This window comes from Kitasatospora sp. NEAU-69 (assembly GCF_057158765.1).
The window spans coordinates 20394-38310 of sequence record NZ_JBWXUE010000050.1 but is presented as its reverse complement, the minus strand read 5'-3'; the positions used below and the strand labels follow the sequence as shown (position 1 = coordinate 38310).

General features: G+C 73.4%; 13 protein-coding genes. 6 read left to right on the top strand and 7 right to left on the bottom strand.

Translation table 11 applies throughout. The features are described from left to right. Positions 1–2: 2 nt before the first annotated feature. The 4 genes from AC060L_RS34850 to AC060L_RS34835 all read right to left on the bottom strand — a co-directional run bounded on the left by AC060L_RS34850 (position 3) and on the right by AC060L_RS34835 (position 8279). On the bottom strand, positions 3–3098 hold the full coding sequence (locus tag AC060L_RS34850; RefSeq protein WP_483802987.1) for an AfsR/SARP family transcriptional regulator: 3096 nt from the start codon (positions 3096–3098) through the stop codon (positions 3–5). Between the two features lie 288 nt (positions 3099–3386). After that, positions 3387–5003, bottom strand: coding sequence for a glycan biosynthesis hexose transferase WsfD (gene wsfD / locus AC060L_RS34845; RefSeq protein ID WP_483802986.1), 1617 nt, complete (start codon positions 5001–5003; stop codon positions 3387–3389). A gap of 145 nt (positions 5004–5148) precedes the next feature. Then, a complete protein-coding gene (locus AC060L_RS34840; protein ID WP_483802985.1) occupies positions 5149–6582 on the bottom strand; it encodes an FAD/NAD(P)-binding protein in 1434 nt (477 codons plus the stop codon). A gap of 353 nt (positions 6583–6935) precedes the next feature. Then, on the bottom strand, positions 6936–8279 hold the full coding sequence (locus AC060L_RS34835) for a glycoside hydrolase family 18 protein (RefSeq protein WP_483802984.1): 1344 nt from the start codon (positions 8277–8279) through the stop codon (positions 6936–6938). Positions 8280–8555: 276 nt separating this feature from the next. Between AC060L_RS34835 and AC060L_RS34830 the strand changes: the two genes are divergently transcribed. Both AC060L_RS34830 and AC060L_RS34825 read left to right on the top strand, forming a co-directional pair. Continuing rightward, positions 8556–9029 carry a DUF6542 domain-containing protein gene (locus AC060L_RS34830; RefSeq protein ID WP_483802983.1) on the top strand — a complete coding sequence of 158 codons (474 nt, stop codon included), beginning with the start codon at positions 8556–8558 and terminating at the stop codon, positions 9027–9029. Next, the gene (locus AC060L_RS34825) at positions 9022–10377 is read left to right on the top strand and encodes an LCP family protein (RefSeq protein ID WP_483802982.1); all 1356 of its coding nucleotides are present in this window, start codon (positions 9022–9024) and stop codon (positions 10375–10377) included. The genes AC060L_RS34830 and AC060L_RS34825 overlap by 8 nt, the downstream gene beginning before the upstream one ends. 86 nt (positions 10378–10463) lie before the next feature. Here the strand turns inward: AC060L_RS34825 and AC060L_RS34820 are convergent, their stop codons facing one another. From AC060L_RS34820 to AC060L_RS34810, 3 genes are all read right to left on the bottom strand, one after another. Next, positions 10464–11102: a cysteine dioxygenase family protein gene (locus tag AC060L_RS34820; protein WP_483802981.1), complete on the bottom strand. Its 639-nt coding sequence runs from the start codon at positions 11100–11102 to the stop codon at positions 10464–10466. A 3-nt stretch (positions 11103–11105) separates the two neighbouring features. Beyond that, complete coding sequence (locus AC060L_RS34815) at positions 11106–12434, bottom strand: cysteate synthase (protein ID WP_483802980.1); 1329 nt, start codon at positions 12432–12434, stop codon at positions 11106–11108. A gap of 93 nt (positions 12435–12527) precedes the next feature. Beyond that, entirely contained in the window at positions 12528–12731 is a 204-nt protein-coding gene (locus AC060L_RS34810; RefSeq protein ID WP_483802979.1) for an MbtH family protein, read from the bottom strand. Positions 12732–13203: 472 nt separating this feature from the next. Between AC060L_RS34810 and AC060L_RS34805 the strand changes: the two genes are divergently transcribed. The 4 genes from AC060L_RS34805 to dpgC all read left to right on the top strand — a co-directional run bounded on the left by AC060L_RS34805 (position 13204) and on the right by dpgC (position 17912). Next, entirely contained in the window at positions 13204–14457 is a 1254-nt protein-coding gene (locus tag AC060L_RS34805; protein ID WP_483802978.1) for an aminotransferase-like domain-containing protein, read from the top strand. A 145-nt stretch (positions 14458–14602) separates the two neighbouring features. Continuing rightward, positions 14603–15745: a 3,5-dihydroxyphenylacetyl-CoA synthase DpgA gene (gene dpgA, locus AC060L_RS34800; RefSeq protein ID WP_483802977.1), complete on the top strand. Its 1143-nt coding sequence runs from the start codon at positions 14603–14605 to the stop codon at positions 15743–15745. Positions 15746–15765: 20 nt separating this feature from the next. Then, positions 15766–16536, top strand: a complete 771-nt coding sequence (gene dpgB, locus AC060L_RS34795; RefSeq protein WP_483802976.1) for an enoyl-CoA-hydratase DpgB — start codon at positions 15766–15768, stop codon at positions 16534–16536. Beyond that, the gene (gene dpgC, locus AC060L_RS34790; protein WP_483802975.1) at positions 16533–17912 is read left to right on the top strand and encodes a (3,5-dihydroxyphenyl)acetyl-CoA 1,2-dioxygenase DpgC; all 1380 of its coding nucleotides are present in this window, start codon (positions 16533–16535) and stop codon (positions 17910–17912) included. Before dpgB ends, dpgC begins: the two co-directional genes overlap by 4 nt. Positions 17913–17917: the final 5 nt, after the last annotated feature.

Sequence of the window (17917 nt, the reverse complement as noted above, 5' to 3'; positions counted from 1 at the left end):
GGCTACCCCGCAGCCGTGGCGCGGGCCGCCGAGCAGGCCGTCGTGCTCGCCGCAGACGCGGCCGGTGCGGATGCGGCCGCCGGCAGGGCGTCGAGGCGGCAGAGCAACTCGCGGACGTGCTCGCGCTCGGGCAGTGCGAGCCGGGTGAACAGCGCCTCGGCCCGCTGGAGCCGGGTCCGGGCCTCACCGGTGTAACCGAGTTCGGCCAGGATCCTGGCGAGCACCAGCAGCGCGTGGCCCTGGTCCCGTTCGGCCGCCAGTTCCTCGCACTCGGCCAGCGCCTGCCGGGCCGCGGTCAGTGCCTGCGGGCCGCGACCGAGGTTGCGCAGCGTGTCGGCGAGGCGGTAGCGGGCGTGCGCCTGGCGCAGCGGGAGCCCGCTGGTCCGGCAGATCTCCAGGCACTCGCCGAACGCGGCCGCGGCCTCCTCGTACTCGCCCGACTCGTGCGCGGCCAGGCCCAGGACGTAGAGCGCGTAGGACAGGCCCGGCCGGTCCTCGGCCTCCCGCAGCGCCGGCAGCAGCTCGCGGCAGGCTCGCGCGGCCTCGGCGGGCGCGCCGCTGCGCACCCGGGCGAGCGCGGCGTTCAGCGTGGTGACGGTCTGTCCGGCATGGTGGCCGAGCGCCCGGGCCAGCGTGTTGGCCTCGTCGTAGAGCCGGACCGCCTCGTCGAACCGGTGCTGGAGCTGGGCGAGCAGGCCGAGGTCGTTGAGGGCCTGCTGCAGCACGACGACGTCACCGACCGCGCGGCAGGCGTCGGCCGCGCGCCGGCTGTGCTCGGCGGCCTCGGTCAGCCGGGCGGCCTGCACGGCCAGGTTGCCGCGGATGAACTCGGACCGGCCCAGTGAGTGCTGGTCGCCGTGCTGGACCGCCGCTGCGGAGACCGCGGCGGCGGCCACCGCCAGCCGCTCGTAGCGCGGGTCGGCGTCGAACGGGCAGAGCGCGATCAGCAGGTCGGCGGCCGTCCGGACGTCCTCGGCCGAGGCCTGCGAGCCGACCATGGCGAGCACCGCGGTGATCGCCGCGTCGAACTCCTCCGCCACCCAGTCCGCCGCCGCCCGGGTGCTGTCGAAGCGCAGGCCGGGCACCTGGGTCGCGCGCAGTGCGGTGCCGATCGGGTCGCCCGGCACCACCCGCTGGAACGCCGCCGCCGCGCTGGCCAGCAGGAACTCCAGCTGCCGGCGCAGTGCCGCACTGGTCTCGACCTGGCGGCCGGGGCCGGCGACCTGGAGCGCGAACACCCGCAGCAGGTCGTGGTAGCGGTAGCGGCCGGGGCGCGGGGCGGTCACCATGCCCGCGTCGACCAGGGACTCGAGCAGTGCCTCGGCCCGGCGCTCGTCGCAGCCCAGCACGGCCGCGGCGGCCGGTACGCCGATGTCGGGCCGGCTCACCGCGGCGATCACCCGGAACGTGTTGGCCTGCTCCAGCGTCAGTTGCCGGTATCCCCAGTCGAAGGCGCTGGCCACCGCGAGGTCACCGAGCTGCAGTTCGGCCATCCGGTCCTGCTCGGCGGCCAGCCGGTCGGCCAGCCGGGCCACCGTCCAGGCCGGGCGGGAGGCCAAGCGGGACGCCACGATCCGCACGGCCAACGGGAGATGGCCGCAGTGGCGGATCAACTCACCGGCTGCGAAGGGGTCCGCGCTGATCCGCTCGGCACCGGCGGCCCGGGCCAGCATCTCGGTCGCCTCGCCGACGCTGAACACGTCCAGGTCGATCTGGGCGGCGGTGGCCAGGCCGAACAGCCGGGCCCGGCTGGTCACCAGGACGGCGCAGCGCGGCGAGCCGGGCAGCAGCGGGCGGACCTGGGCGGCGTCCCGGGCGTTGTCCAGCAGGATCAGCACCCGGCGCACGTCCAGCAGCGAGCGGAACAGCCGCGAGCGGTCCTCCAGCGTCTCGGGGACGGCGCTCGGGGCGACGCCCAGTGCGGTGAGGAAGCTGGCCAGCAGCACGCTCGGGCGGGCCGGTTCGGACTGGTCACCGCGCAGGTCGGCGTAGAGCTGGCCGTCGGGGAAGCCGCCGCGCAGGCGGTGGGCGACCCGGACGGCGACGGCCGTCTTGCCGACCCCGCCCATGCCGGAGATCGCCGCGATCGGCAGCACCGCGTCCTCGGCGACGCCGTGCACGGCCTCGCCGAGCACCGTGTGCAGCGCGTCCAGATCGGCCTGGCGGCCGGTGAAGTCGGCGATGTCGGCGGGCAGTTGGGCGGGCACCAGAGCAGGCACCAGGGCCGGCGCCGGTGCGGGTGCGGGTGCCGGTATGGCGGCCGGGGCAGCCGCCTCGGGGCCGCGGGGTTCGGCGCCGACGCCTGCCGGGGCGCCCGCTTCGGGGCCCGCGGCGAGCAGCGCCGGGTCACCCTGCAGGATCCGCTGGTGCATGTCGCGCAGCTCCGGCCCCGGGTCGATGCCCAGCTCCGCGGCGAGCAGCCGGCGGACCTGGTCGAAGACGGCGAGCGCGTCGGCCTGTCGGCCGCCCTGGTACAGCGCCCGCATCAGCAGCACGTACGGGCGTTCGCGCAGCGGGTGTTCGGCGGTCAGCTCGCGCAGCACCGGCACGGCGAGCCGCTGGTCGCCGGCGTCCAGGTCCAGGCCGCACTTCTCCTCCAGCAGGCTGACCCGCAGGTCGGCCAGCCGGGCGCGCTGCTGCTCGGCGAACGGCCCGGGCACGCCCGCCAGCGGCTCGCCGTACCAGAGGCCGAGCGCCTCGGCGAGCAACTGCCGTGCCCGCTCGGGGTCCTGGCCGGTCCTGGTGGCGGTCAGCGCCGCGCCGGCCAGCTTCTCGGCCCGCAGGGCGTCCACGGATTCGGGCGGCAGCACGATCCGGTAGCCGTCGCCGACCGAGGCCAGGATTCCGGGCGCGCTCTGGTCACGCTCGAGTGCCTTGCGCCAGCGCCAGGCGTAGGTGCGCAGCATGGCCGAGGCGCTGGCGGGGGCCGCCGGACCCCAGACCGCCTCGATCAACTCGCTCGCGCTGGTGGCCCGGCCCTCCCGCAGCAGCAGCGTGGTGAGCATCGCCTGCTGCAGCGGGGATCCGACCGGCACTGCCTCGTCCGCGTGCTGCGCCCGCATGGTGCCCAGCAGGAAGAACCGGACAGGCTGGATCATGGGTGGCAGTCCCCTCGTGCGCAAGACCCGGCGGGCCGGTCGGGCGGCGGCGCAGTCGCCACGGTCCGGTCCGGTTCGGGCCCCTTCCCACTTGAGAAGGGCGATCATTCGTATTAGTAGCACATTATGGATGCCATGATCGCCCCTGCTTGGGCGGTGGATGACACAGCTTCGGCACAGCTTTGGAACAGTCGGCCGCACTCTTGGTAACGGACGGCACGGGTGGGCGCGGGGGGTGCCATCGGGGGCTGATCCGCTGATCAGCCCCCGTGTCCCGGGCGTCCGGGCTCAGCCGTCGGCCGGCAGCTGTGCCGCGTCGCGGGGCGACGGCAGTGAGCCCTCGTCAACCATGGATTCGTCAGCCGGTTGCTCGGGCGGCGCGGCGGAGAACGAGGCGATGGCGAGGACGAAGGCCAGTCCGGTGGCCAGGACGGCGAAGACCAGGTGCTTGGTGTTCTCGATCGCCTCGCCGAAGGCGGCGGTGAGGAACTGCACCACGGTGACGCCGACCAGACAGACCATCATGGCGACGAAGGCCCGCCGGCGCGGATCGGTCCGCCGGACGCGCAGGTAGCAGGCCCCGATCCCGCCGGCGATCAGGGTGAGGGGCAGTGCGGTGCCACCCAGGGCACGCAGCAGGGAGCCGAACACGACCACCCGCGACTCCTGCGCCCCAGGGGCCAGACCGGCGCTCGCGGGATACGAGCCGAGGTAGTCGGGCCGCACCAGGTCGAAGCCGTCCACCGCGTGCAGGGTGATCGTGGTCGCCAGGCCGGGGTTGCGGAGCAGCACCCCGGCGATGTTGCGGTACGTCATCCGGCCGCGGACCTGTGGCCAGCGCGGATCGTTCTCCGGCGGGTCGGGCACCCACCAGGTCCGCCCGGCGTACTGCGCGAAGTCCCTCGGCAGGCCGAGCTCGGCGGCGATTCCGGCCGGGTCGGGGCTGCGGCCGAGCAGGTCCACGAAGACCACCTCGGTCGGGTTGATCTCCGCGGGCTGCTCGACCTGCGCCTGGAGCGTCAGCACACCGGTCGCCGCGATCACGGCCGCCGCGAGCAGCGGCAGTGCCCGGTGCGCCAGCAGACCGGACAGCCGGCCGAGCGGCAGCTGGGTAGTCGAGAGGCGGGTGATGGAGAGGCGGCCGATCGGGAGACGGCCGATCGGGACGCGGGTGACGAGCAGCAGGGCGATGAACGGCAGCGCCATCGTCACCGACTGGGCCTTGGAGGCCACTGCCAGCACCGCGCCGACGGTGAAGACCAGCAGGCCGGCGACCCGCGCGCGGGTCGAGCCACCGAGGTGGGCCGCGCCGGCGCTCGCGGTCAGCAGGCCGATCAGCCCGGCCAGCTCGCTGTACGGCGCGGCGGCGTAGCCCGCGAAGGTGCTGTCCGCCACCACCAGGAACAGCGCCAGGCAGATCAGCGTGCGGGCGAGCAGACCGCCGCGCAGCGCGGCGGCGAAGACGGCGCCGGCCAGACCGACCAGGGCGCAGCAGAGCACGGCGAGTGCCCGCAGGTCGAAGGCCGTCGCGAACCCCAGCCAGTGGCTGATCGGCCGGGCGATCCGGAGCAGCAGGTTCTCGCTGCCCGGATACGTCAACCCGGGCTGGCAGATGCCCGGTTGGGCGCGGTCATAGCCGAAGTTGGCGAACTTCAGCCAGGGCAGCGAGCCCGGATCCACCTTCACCGTGACGCCCAGCGCGCACATCCGGATCGGGCCGTCGCCGTTGTCGGCCATCCCGATCGGGCCCGGCAGGAACAGCCGGACGGCCATCAGTGCCGCTATGGCCAGCCCGGCAACCGGGGCGAACGCCCACCAGGGCCGCAGGAGGCCCCTTGACGGTGGCGGCCGGTGCCCTGCCGGATCGGACGGGGTCTCCTCGGTCAGGAGGCTGGGGCTGGTCATGCACGCACCACATCGCGCCGGCCACCCGCACGCAAGGCGACACACCAGGATCCCGGTGACAGTCGCCCTGTGGCGGGTGGCGCGGGCCGCCAGCTGCCACCTCGACGACGGCGGCCGCCGGGTGACGGCCGCCGGGTGCCGCAGCTCAGACGGCCGGTGCCACCGGGCCGGGCGTGCCGACCTCGCTGCGGTCCAGCAGCAGCACCGCGAGGTCGTCGGCCTGGCAGCGGATCTCCGGGATCGCGGTGGTCTCCAGCAGGTTGCCGCGGCGCAGCGAGCCGAGCGTCCAGAGCGGTGCGGCCGCCCGGCCGGTGGCGGGGCACAGCTGCCCGGTCGCGGTGGTGTCGAAGCCGCCGCCGACGGGAGCGAGCGAGCCGAGCCCGCTGCCGAGCAGGCTGCTGACGAGCGGGTCGTCGATCCGGCTGAGCTCGGCCTCCGAGCCGGTGCAGTTCAGCACCGCGCCCACCCGCAGCACGCGGCCGTCGTCCAGTCGTACGTCGATGCCCTCCGGGCCCTCGCCCTCGACGCCGGCCACGGTGCCCCGGCCGATCCCGACCCGGCCGCCGGTCACCGCGTCGTGCAGGGCCCTGGCGCTGACCGGCGGGATCCGGTGCCGGTGGGTCTCCCAGGTCCGGAGGTCATGGGCCAGCAGGCGGGCCTGGTCGGCGGGGGAGAGCTGCTGCCACAGCGCGCTGGTGACGGGGCGCATGCTGTCCACCCCGACCCGCCAGTCGCCGTGCAGCCGGCGGCAGCGGGCCACCTGGTGCAGCACCGCCCGGCGCAGCGCGTCGAGCCCGGCGCGGGCGTCGATCGCCGGGGCGGCCACGGTGACCGTCGGGGTGGCGGCGTGCGGCTGCGGGACCAGGCCGTGCCGCGACAGCGCGTGCACGACGCGGCCGGGGCGGTGCAGGCTGAGCGCCATGTCCACCATGGTCAGGCCGGTGCCGACGAGCAGCACGTCCTGGTCCTCGGGGATGCTCGCCAGCGCGCCGGGCGCCCACGGGTCGGCCAGGAACCGGGCCGAGCCGCGCAGCGCCGGCGGGGCCCAGGTCAGGCCGGGTGCGAAGTTGCCCATGGCCAGCACCGCAGCGTCGACGTCGAGCGACTGACCGCCGCTCAGCTCCAGGCGCAGCGGGGAGCCGTCGCGCTGTGGTCGGTGGGTGATGCCGACCACCCGGTCGGACACCCGGACCAGGTCGGCCGGGCCGCCCCGGTTGCTCGCCGCGTCCAGGCTGTCGGAGAGGTACTGGCCGAACAGGCCGCGCGGGATGAAGTCGTGGGCGCCGCCGCGCTCGCCCAGCCAGCGGACGAAGTGGCCCGGGTCGTCCCGGTGCGCGCTCATCCGCCCGGCCGGCACGTTCAGCAGGTGGCTCGGCGCGGTGGTGCCGAAGGCCAGGCCGCGGCCGGCCGCGGCCGGGTCGATGAGCCAGACCCGGCACGGTCCGGGCCGGCCGATGGCCGCGTCACCGGCGGCTGCGGCTGCGGTGGCCGCGTTGTGGAGCAGCCGCATCGCCGTCAGGGTGCCGGCGGCTCCGGCGCCCACCACGGCGATGTCACGGGCGGTGCTGCTGGGGTTCACGAGGAGGGTGTCCTTTCCAGGCGGTTGTCCGCCGGAAGCGGGTACTGCCAACATCGGCCCGGCCGTGCTCTGGTGTCCAACGAGGATTCATGGGCCTTTTGCCAAGCAGGGCTTATGGATCGGTGCCGTGGTGGCCCTAGGAGCGGGGAACCGGCACGTGGTCACCGGGCGTGACGGCCTCGGCGAGATCCGTACATAAGCAGAAGTTGGGTGAGCTGAGGGGGCGCTCGCGGCGGGCGCGGTGGGCGCGCTGTCCGGGCGGGCGCCCCGGGCAGCAGAGAGCCGCCGCGGGCGGGTGGCCCGGCGGCGGCTCTCGGTGTGGTGCGTGGTGCTCGGTGCTGTCTGGTGGAGCGTCAGCGCCCGTTGAGGCTCTCGCCGAGGGCGGCGGTCAGGCTGCCGTCACTCGTGTCGCCGTCCATCGACCAGACGAAGGTGCCGCGCAGGTTGTTGTTGCGGATGTACTGGCCCTTGATCCAGACCGAGGCCGGGTCGTCGTAGCTGGAGAAGGTGCCGCTGGCCGGGTCGTACTTGTACGGCTCGGCCGCCAGCGGGTCCCAGTACGCCTTGCCGGGGGCGGTGACCACCTGGTTGTAGTTCGGCGTGCCGGCCACGCCCGCGGTCGCGGGCTGGAAGAGGCCGTCGCCGTTCGGGCCGGGGGTCACGCCGGTCCACTCGTGCGCGTAGTAGGGGATCGCGAGGCCGATCTGCTCGGGGCGCACGCCGTGGTCCTCGTAGTACTGCACCGCCTGGTCCACGCTGTACTGGTCGTTCGCGGGGTGCGGGTCGCGCGGGTCCTGGAAGAGCGCCGAGGAGAAGTCGGTCGGCCCGGTGTTCTCCCAGGCGCCGTGGTAGTCGAAGGTCATGACGTTGAACCAGTCCACCACCTTGGCGACCTTCGGCAGCTCCAGCTTCGCGGCGTAGGCCGGGTTCGCCGAGGTGTTCGCGGTGAGCAGGTAGTGCGTGCCGGTGGCCTGGCCGGCCTGGGTCTCCTGGCGGCGGAACTCCTGCATCAGCGCGGTGTAGTCCGGGGTGTCCTGCGGGCCGTTCGGGTTGCCGTTGCCCGGCTCGCCCGGGTACTCCCAGTCGACCGCGAAGCCGTCGAAGATCCCGGCGGCGGCGCCCGCGGGCAGACCCGGGAGGTTGCCCGTGAGGTACTGGTCCACGCAGGAGGAGACGAACTGCTGGCGGCCGGCGGCGGTCGAGGCGAGCTGGGAGAACTGGCCGGACCAGGACCAGCCGCCGATCGACATCACGATCTTCAGCTTCGGGTACTTCGCCTTGAGCTCGCGCAGCTGGTTGAAGTTGCCCAGCAGCGCCTGACCGGCCTGGTCCGCCTGCCCGTTGACCGACTCGGTGGCGGAGAACGGCCGCTGGTAGTCGGCCCAGCTGTCGCCGCTGCTGCACAGGCCGGCCGCCGAGATGTCGCTGAACCCGTAGTCCAGCTCGGTGAGATGGTTGATCTCGCCGGTGGTGATCAGGTTCTTCTCCATGAAGCCGGAGTAGATGCCCCACTGGGTGAAATAGCCGGTCAGCTCCTTCTGGCTGCCGTGGCCGCCCGGGCCACCGCCGCCGTGGGCCGGTGCGGCGCTCGCGGGGGCGGCGCCCAGCAGGGCGAACGCGCAGGTCGCGGCGGCGGCGGTGACGGCGGCTCTGCGGACGGCGACTCTGCGGACGGCGGTGCGGTGGATCGCTGGCATGGACTCTCCTCGGCGGGCGCCGCGGGTGGAGGCGGCGGTGGGGGACGCGGGAGGTGCAGGGAGGCACGAAGTCGCATTGGCATAGACCAATGAGAGGGAAGGTATAGTCCCGCCGCTCCCGGGGTCAATGCGCAGTGGAAGGCCCGCGGCCGGTCCGGTGGTCGTCGCCGTGGTCGCGTGAACCGGATGGCGTAGGGCGCCGGGCGCGCCCCTGGGGGCTCGTACCGGGCAAAGCGTACAAAATGGTCCCTTCGGAACCAGGGACAAGAGGTGCGCATGGCGGGGCACAGTGCGGCCGGCGCCACGCCGGTCGGTGCTGATGAGGGCGGTGGCAGCGGTGACCGCGGTGACCGCGGTGGTGGCGGCCGGGTGCCGCGGGTGGGCGGCGTGGGTGTCGCGCTGCTCGCGGTCGGGCTGCCGGTGCTGGGGGCCGGGGCGGACGAGCTGACCAGGGCCGGTATCGGCACGGCGTTCGCCCTCTGCGCGGTGCTCGGCACGCTGCTGGCGGCGCTGCTCAGCAGCCGGGCGGGCTGGTGGTGGGTCGCCACCGCGCCGTCGGTCGTGGTGCCGTTGCTCATCGGGGGTGGCGAACTGCTCGTGCACGGCGGGAAGTACCGGGGCCGGGCGCTGGACACTGGCGCGCTGCGCTGGGCCGTCGACGGCTTCCCGGTCATCGCGGGCTCGGTGGGCGCCGCGCTGATGGTGATCGTCATCCGAACCGTGCTCGACCGAAGGGGCCGCCGTGGCTGAGCGTCCTGCTGACGATCCGACCGCCGAGTCCGGTCGCGCGGGCGGTGCGAGGCGGTCGGTCTCCCCGTGGCTGGTGGCCGGCCGCACGGTCGCGTGCGGGGTCTGCCTGGCGGTGCTCGGCGGCACCGGCTTCGTCTGGTACTCCTACCAGCGCCTCGCCGAGGGCCTCACCAGGTCGAACGCGCTGGCCGCGGCCCGGCGGAACGCGCCGGCCCGTCTCGACAAGTCGATCAACGTGCTGCTGATCGGTCTGGACAGCCGCAAGGACATGAACGGCAACGACCTGCCACCGCAGTTCGTCGAGAACGACCTGCAGGCCGGTGACAGCAGCGCCGTCGGTGGCTACAACACCAACACGCTGATCGTGCTGCACATCCCGGCCGACGACGGGAAGGTCACCGCCTTCTCCGTCCCGCGCGACGACTACGTGCAGACGTACGGCGCGGACGGCGCGATGCACAAGATCAAGGAGGCGTACGGCATCGCCAAGGCCATCGCCGAGCCGAAGCTCGCCGCACAGGGGCTCACCGGCGCCCAGCTGGAGCAGCAGAGCCGAGACGCCGGCCGCTCGGCGACGCTGCAGACCGTGCAGAACTTCCTCGGGATCCCGATCGACCACTTCGCCGAGGTCAACCTGCTCGGCTTCTACGACATCGCGCAGGCCGTCGGGCCGGTCCAGGTCTGTCTGAACCGCGCCACCAGCGACCCGAACGAGGAGGGCCAGGGCTCGGGCTTCAGCGGCCATGCCGGGCTCAACACGCTCGACGCGACGCAGTCGCTCGCGTTCGTCCGCCAGCGGCACAACCTCCCGAACGGCGATCTCGACCGCACGCACCGTCAGCAGGCCTTCATCGCCTCGGTCGAGTACAAGCTGAAGAACGAGGGCCTCTTCGACGACCTCGGCAAGATGGCGGCGCTGTTCGGCGTGGTGCAGAAGGACGTCGTCATCGACGAGCAGTGGAACATCCTCGACTTCGCCCAGCAGGCGCCCGACCTGACCGGTGGGAACGCGGAGTTCAACACGCTGCCGATCTCCGGCTTCGCGACGATCGGCGGCGAGGACGTGAACACCGTGGACCCGGTGCTGATCAAGCGGGAGGTGCAGCAGCTGACCGGCCACGACCCCGGGCCCGCCCCGACCGCATCCGCTGCCCCGACCGCATCCGCCGCCCCGGCCGCGCCGACGGCCGCCGCCTCGCTCGCGGCGGTGGCGGGGCCGTCCGGTGCGGGGGCGGGGGCCACCGTGGCGAGCGGCAGCCCTTCGGCGGCCGGCGCGTCCGATCCGGCGGCGGGCCTGGACATGCAGGGGCCGCCGGTCACCATGGGCGGCATCCCGTGCGTCAACTGAGCTGCCGGGGTGGCCGGAGTGGCGGGGTGGCGGGGTGACGGTGTGACTCGGAGCGGCCGGGTGGGCGGGGTGGCCGGTGGCCGGGGTCAGGCCGGCGGCGCCGCTTCGCGGACCGGGAGGTCGTAGCAGCGCCGGATGCTGGTGCCGCACGTGCTCACGTCAGTGCCGTAGACGTGCAGCGAGACGACCTTGCCCCCGGTCGCGTTGCGGACCAGGTGGATGTCGCCCGGTGGGGTCAGGTAGGTGACGCTCCCGGCCGGGTACACCGTGGTGGCGACCGGGACCAGGACGCTGCGACCCGCTTCGTCGGCGAGGCGGTAGCTGGTCTCCTGCTCCTCGCCGAGGTGGGTGCCGACCACGCACCAGGAGGTGTGGTCGTGGATCCTGGTCGCCTGGCCGGGCAGCCAGACCAGTGCGACCACCGAGAACGAGCCGTCCGGCTCGGCGTGCAGCAGGTGCTGGCGGTAGCCCGCCGGATCGGGCTCCAGCTGGGCGGGGGTCAGCAGGCCGGGCAGCTGCAAGAACCGCGCGAGCGCGTCGGCGACCCGCCGCGCGAGCTGCTCGGCGGGATCCGTCTCGCGGGTGCGCAGCTCGGTTCGGACGGCTGCCACCAGCTCGTCGAGCCGCGACGGGGCGGTCAGCACGGTGCCACGGCCGTCGATACCGTCGGGGCGCTCGGATGCGGGGCCGGCGAGCGGGCCGGGCTCGGGGTGGTGCACGGACATGACTCAGATCCCCACCGGCTGCAGGCCGCGCCCGGCGACCCGGGAGGCGATCTCGGCGACCTCGCAGGCGCGCTGCGCCGCGTCGTAGGGCACCACCAGGTCGGGCTGGTGACCGGTGAGCGCGTGGTCCTCGGCGAGCCGGGCCCGGCCGCCGCCGGTGATGTTGAGCAGCACCCGGGCCCGGACGTCGATCCGGCCCTCGTGCACCGCCTCCCGCAGCGCGGCCAGCGCGACGCCGGCAGCGGGCTCGATGTCGATCCCCTCCAGCTCGCGGAAGACGTCCATCGCCGCGCGGGCCGACCGGGCGTCGGCGGCGAAGACCTGGCCCTTGCTCTCGGTCAGCGCCTGGTGCAGGCCGCCGCGGACGTCGTAGGGCGGGCGGCGGTTGGTCAGCTCCGGCGCGAACGCCCGTTCGGCGGCGATCCGCTGCTCCCGCTCGGAGCCGGTCACCCAGAGCCGGCGCCCGGTGCGCCAGGCCTGGTACACGGGTGCGTACGCGGCGTTCTGAGCCAGGATCAGGCGCGGCAGCGCGCTCGGCTCCGACTGGCCGGGGCGACATCGGAGCCGGACCGCGGCCTCGTGCGCCGCGATCGCGCCCGCGCCGCTGCCGATCGCCTGGACGTAGTACTCGGGCAGGCCGCCCATCGCCTCGACCGCGGCGAGCAGCACCGTCGCGAGGCCGTCGCGACGGCCGACGTTCTTCGTGCCGCCCTCCGAGGTGAAGCCGGGCTGCTGGGCGAGCGCGTCGCCGAGCGCGATGGCGTCCGCGTAGTCGGCGCCCTCGACCGCGATGATCCGCACCGAGTCCGAGGCGGCGGTGCGGGTGCGCAGCCGCGGCAGTGCGGCGGCCGGGACGATGATGACGACCGGGACCCGGTGCCGCGCGCAGAGCTCGGCGAAGGCGGTCGCGGTGTTGCCCGCCGAGGTCACCACGAGCGTGCCGGCGTCCTGCGGGATCCGGCCGAGGACCGTGGCGGCCTCCAGCTCCTTGAACGTGCCCGTCATCAACTCGCCGCCGCGCTCCGGCCAGTAGCCGTTGAAGGCGATCCACAGCTCGGCCAGGCCGAGCTCCGCGGCGAGGCGCTCGCTGCGGTAGACGGTCGAGCGGCCGGTGTCGGGGAGCGTGCGGCGCACCGGCAGCCAGTCGCGGTAGCGGAAGACACCGGTCTCGGTGCGGTCCGGCGTGAACGCGTCGGACCGGTAGTCGGTCCGCCACAGCCCGGGGGTGTGCGGCTCGGTGCAGCCGAGCGTCAGCCCGTCGTCGGGCCGCCGGTGCCCGCAGACGGAGCAGACCAGGTGGTAGTGGGACACGTCGGTGGAATCAGCGAGCATGGGGCCGGTTCACTCTCGGTGTGGTCGTCGGTGCGTCGAGCGTCGGTGCGTCGAGCTCCGGTGTTCTGAGCGTCGGGGGGACGGAGAGGGGGGTCAGGCGGCCGCGAGGCCGGCGGGACGCAGGTCCGCCGTCCAGGCGGCGACCACGTGGTCCAGGCAGTCCTCGCGGCTGTCCGGGCCGTGCGTGACGGTCCAGCCCGTGGGCACCCGGCGGCCGGTGGGCCAGAGCGAGTACTGACCCTCGTCGTTCACCAGGACCAGGAAGGCGCACTGCGCATCGTCGAACGGCTTCTTCATTGACGTGTCCTCTCCGAACAGCAGTCAGTTGTCGTGCGCAAAGAAGCTGATGTCACGTCACATCACCGCTCACAGAGGCGATTTCGACGTGGGCGCCTGCTCGATGACAGGCTTTCAGGTATCCGGGGCGGCACTCGCCCGGGTCGAGGCTGGTCGGCAGTGCGAAACGGAAGATCGCGAGTAGACGAACTCAAGATGAATTCGCCATTCATAGTCGTGGTGCATTCGAACTCCCTTCGGTGGCAACCGAAGTCGGAGCTACTGGGTGAAGAAATGTGCTGCTAGCCTGCTCACGGCGATGGACCGGACGTGCGGCCGAGCGGGGGGCTAATTCGACATGTCGGCGTGCCGGTCAGCCCCCGAACAGCCGAGAAGGACGAGTGTGGTGGACGACCGAGTCGCGGAACGCATGGTCATGGAACTCGAACTGACAGGACTTCACGATTCGCTGACCGCGCCAGTGAGCGAATCGATGAATTTCCTCAACGAGGTCGCGCACCGCTTTCCCGACGCTATTTCACTGGCCGCCGGGCGCCCGTTCGAGGGCTTCTTCGACCTGGCCGACGTCCACCGGTACCTGGAGACCTACCGCCGCCACCTGGCGGCCGGCCCGGCCGGTGACGAGGCCTCGGTGCGCCGGACCATCCTGCAGTACGGGCGCACCAAGGGGATCATCCACCAGCTGATCGCCGAACACCTGCGGGTGGACGAGGGCATCGTGGCGGATCCGGAGGCGATCGTCGTCACGGTCGGCTGCCAGGAGGCGCTCTACCTGACGCTGCGGGCGCTGCGCCGCAGCGAGCGGGACGTGCTGCTCGCCGTGACGCCGAGCTACGTCGGCGCGCACGGCGCCGCCCGGCTGGTGGACATGCCGCTGCTGCCGGTCGCGGAGTCGCCCGAGGGGATCGACCTGGACGACCTGCTCGCGGTCGTCCGCCGGGCGAAGGCGGCCGGGCAGCGCCCGCGCGCCTGCTACCTGATCCCCGACTTCGCGAACCCGAGTGGCATCCGGCTCAGCCGCGAGATCCGGGAGCGGCTGCTGCGGATCGCCGCCGACGAGGACTTCCTGATCCTGGAGGACAATCCGTACGGGCTCTTCGGCGATCCGGCCGGGCCGCCGACGATGAAGTCCCTCGACGGGCGCGGACAGGTCGTCTACCTGGGCTCGTTCGCCAAGACCGGCCTGCCCGGCGCCCGGGTCGGCTACGTGCTCGCGGACCAGCGCGTGCTCGGCGCCCCGGGCGATGCTGATGCTCCGGGCGGTCTGCTGGCCGATCAGCTCGCGAAGATCAAGAGCATGCTGACGGTGAACACCTCGCCGATCGCGCAGGCCGTCATCGGCGGCAAGCTGCTGGAGCACGGCTGCAGCCTGCGCGCCGCCAACGTGCGCGAGATCGCGACCTACCGCGCCAACCTGGACCAGGTGCTGGCCGGGCTGGCGAAGCGCTTCGGCGCCGGCGCGCCCGGCGCCGTCCCCGGCGTCAGCTGGAACACCCCGACCGGCGGCTTCTTCCTGCTGCTGACCGTCCCGTTCCCGGTCGGTGACGAGCTGCTGGAGCGCTGCGCGGCGGACCACCGGGTGCTCTTCACGCCGGTGCACCACTTCTACGCCGACTCGCAGCCGCGCAACGTGATGCGGCTTTCCTTCAGCCACCTGCTGCCGGACGAGATCGAAGCCGGCCTGGACCGGCTCGCCGACTTCGTCCGCGAGCAGTCGGCGAACTGATCGCCGACCTGATCGCCGACCTCATCACTGAACTGACTGTCCGTCACATATCCGTCACCTGTCAGAAAAGGACGGCCGAGAGCTCGATGGACGATTACACGCCGCTCCTCCGGAGCAAGCCGAGAAGCTGGGGCTGGACGTACCGATGACGACCATCACGACCCGGAACAATCCGACCGCCGGGATATCCGGCACCGGCACATCGCACGGTGCAGCACAGACGTCCGAACTCGCGCGGATCGTCGCCGTGGGCACCGCGGTTCCCGCCCACTCGTATTCCCAGCAGGAACTGCTCGACATATTCGGGATCCAGGACCCGCGGGTCCGGTCCGTCTTCCTCAACAGCGCGATCGACCGGCGATTCCTCACGCTGCCGCCGCAGGCGGCGGACGGCAGCCGCGTGATGGAGGAACAGGGCGCACTGCTCGCCAAGCACAAGGCGCAGGCCGTCGACATGGGCGTGCGCGCCGTCGAGGAGTGCCTGAAGAACGCCGGTGCGGACCTGGCCGACATCCGCTACCTCTGCTGCGTCACCACGACCGGCTTCCTGACGCCCGGCCTGAGCGCCCGGATCATCCGTGAGCTCGGCATCGACCCGCACACCAGCCGCCTGGACGTCGTCGGGATGGGCTGCAACGCCGGACTCAACGCGCTGAACGCCGTCAACGGCTGGGCCAGGGCGCATCCGGGCGAGCTCGCGGTGATGGTCTGCGCCGAGGCGTGCTCGGCCGCCTACGTCTTCGACGGCACGATGCGGACCTCCGTCGTCAACAGCCTCTTCGGTGACGGCGCCGCCGCCGTCGCGCTGCTGGCCGGCGAGCCCGCACTGCCGCTGCCGCAGGCCCGCGGCCCGCGGATCCTCAAGTTCGCCAGCTACATCATCACCGACGCGATCGACGCGATGCGCTACGACTGGGACGACGAGCAGAGCCGGTTCAGCTTCTTCCTCGACCCGCACGTGCCGTACGTGGTGGGCGCGCACGCCGAGCTCGTCGTCGATCGCCTGCTGGCCGGCACCGGTCTGCGCCGCAGCGACATCGCGCAGTGGCTGGTGCACTCCGGCGGCAAGAAGGTCATCGACGCGGTCGGCGTCAACCTCGGCCTGACCCGGCACGACGTCCGCCACACCACGAGCGTGCTGCGCGACTACGGCAACCTCTCCAGCGGCTCGTTCCTCTTCTCGTACGAGCGGCTGCTGGAGGAACGGGTGGCCGAGCCGGGCGACTACTGCGTGCTGATGACGATGGGCCCGGGCTCCACCATCGAGACCGCGCTGGCCCGCTGGTGACGGCGCCGGATTCCGCGCTGATGACCGCGCTGGTGACCGCCCCGATGACCGCCCGAGCCGTGCACGAACAGGAAGACGACACGACCATGAACCACTCCGCCACCACGCCCAGCCGGTTCGCGATTGAGCTCGACGGCGGCCGGCCGCTGTCGATCGAGGCGATCGAGACCGTCAACGCGCTCTGCGACCGTGCCGAGGACGCCGGCACGGGCACGGGCGCTGCCGCCGGCGCCCGCGAGTCCGCCGTGCTGGTCCTGCACCTCACCGGCGCGCCGGCCGTGGCCGCCGCGCCGCCGCTCGGCCTGGTGAACAAGTGGGAGCGCGCGCTGCGCCGCCTGGAGCGCCTCGACCTGCCCACCGTCGCCGTCGTCACCGGCGACTGCGGCGGTCTCGCGCTGGAGGCGCTGCTGGCCACCGACTACCGGATCGCCGGGCCGGCGACCCGCCTGGTGCTGTCGGCCGGTCCGGACGGCGTCTGGCCGGGCATGGTCCTCTACCGGCTGGCGAACCAGATCGGTGCCGCCGCGACCCGCCGGATGGTCCTCTTCGGCGCCACGGTCGAGGCTGGCCAGGCCCTCGCGCAGCACCTGGTGGACACGGTCGAGGCCGACCCGGCCGCCGCGCTGCCGGGCATCGCCGAGACGCTGGCGGCCGGGGCCGGAGCCGGGCTCGCCGTCCGCCGCCAGCTGCTGCTGGACGCGACCACGACCAGCTTCGAGGAGGCCCTGGGCCGCCACCTCGCCGCCTGCGACCGGGTGCTCCGCCGGGCGGCCGCCGAGGCGGCACGGTGACGGCCGGCGTCACTCCCGCCGGGGCTGCCGGCGCCGCTCCCGCGGTGGCCGCCGACCTCGCCACCGCTCGCCGCACGCTCGCCGACACCACCGAGCGGGTCGAAGAGCTGCTCGCCACGCTGCCGGAGCCGGCCGAGCGCTCGCCGGCCCAGCAGACCCTCGCCACCGACGCCAAGAACGTCGCCCGCTCGCTGCGCAGCCGCTTCCTGCGGGTGCACGGTGAGGCGGTCTACGACGAGCTCACCGCCGGGCGCACGCTGCACCTGCGGCTGCCCGAGCTGGTCGCGGGCGCGGCCGCCGGCTACCCCGGGCTGGTCCCGGCCGCCGACCGGATGGCCGCCGAGCAGGCACGGCCGCAGGCGGCGAAGGAGGGCCTGGAGATCGACCAGGGCATCTTCCTGCGCGAGGTGCTGCGCTCACCGACCGCGGGCACCCACCTGATCGACGCGATGGCGCTGCCGACGGCCCGCGCGCTGCGGCTGCTGCCGGAGTTCCTGCGCACCGGCGAGCTGGACCTGGGCTCGGTGCGGCTGGAACGGCGCGGCACGGCCGCCCACCTGACCATGTGCCGGGTGGACTGCCTCAACGCCGAGGACAACCGGCAGGTGGACGACATGGAGACCGCCGTCGACCTGGCGCTGCTCGACCCGGGCGTCCGGGTCGGCCTGCTGCGCGGCGGCGAGATGACCCACCCGCGCTACCGCGGCCGGCGGGTGTTCAGCGCGGGCATCAACCTCAAGAGCCTGCACGCGGGCCAGATCTCGCTGGTGGACTTCCTGCTGCGGCGCGAGCTCGGCTACATCAACAAGCTGCTGCGCGGCATCCGGGTCGAGCACGCCGGCTCCTGGCACACCCCGGTGATCGAGAAGCCCTGGGTCGCGGCGGTGGACACCTTCGCGATCGGCGGTGGCGCGCAGCTGCTGATGGTCTTCGACCGGGTGCTCGCCGCGTCCGACTCGTACGTCAGCCTGCCCGCCGCGCAGGAGGGCATCGTGCCCGGCGCCGGCAACCTGCGCCTGGGCCGGCTGGCCGGCGGCCGGGTCTCCCGCCAGGTGGTGCTCTGGGGACGGCGGATCCACGCGACCGAACCCGACGCGCGCTACCTGCTCGACGAGGTCGTCGAACCCGACCGGCTGGACCGGGCGGTGGACGAGTCGCTCGAACGGCTCGACAGCCCCGCGGTGGTGACCAACCGGCGGATGCTCAACCTGGCCGAGGAGCCGCCGGAGCTGTACCGGCAGTACCTGGCCGAGTTCGCCATGCAGCAGGCGCTGCGCCTCTACAGCCAGGACGTGATCGGAAAGGTCGGCCGTTTCTCCGCCGCTTCGGAAGCCGCGGCACATACGTACGCGAGCACCGCGGAGGTTCATTCGTGAATGGC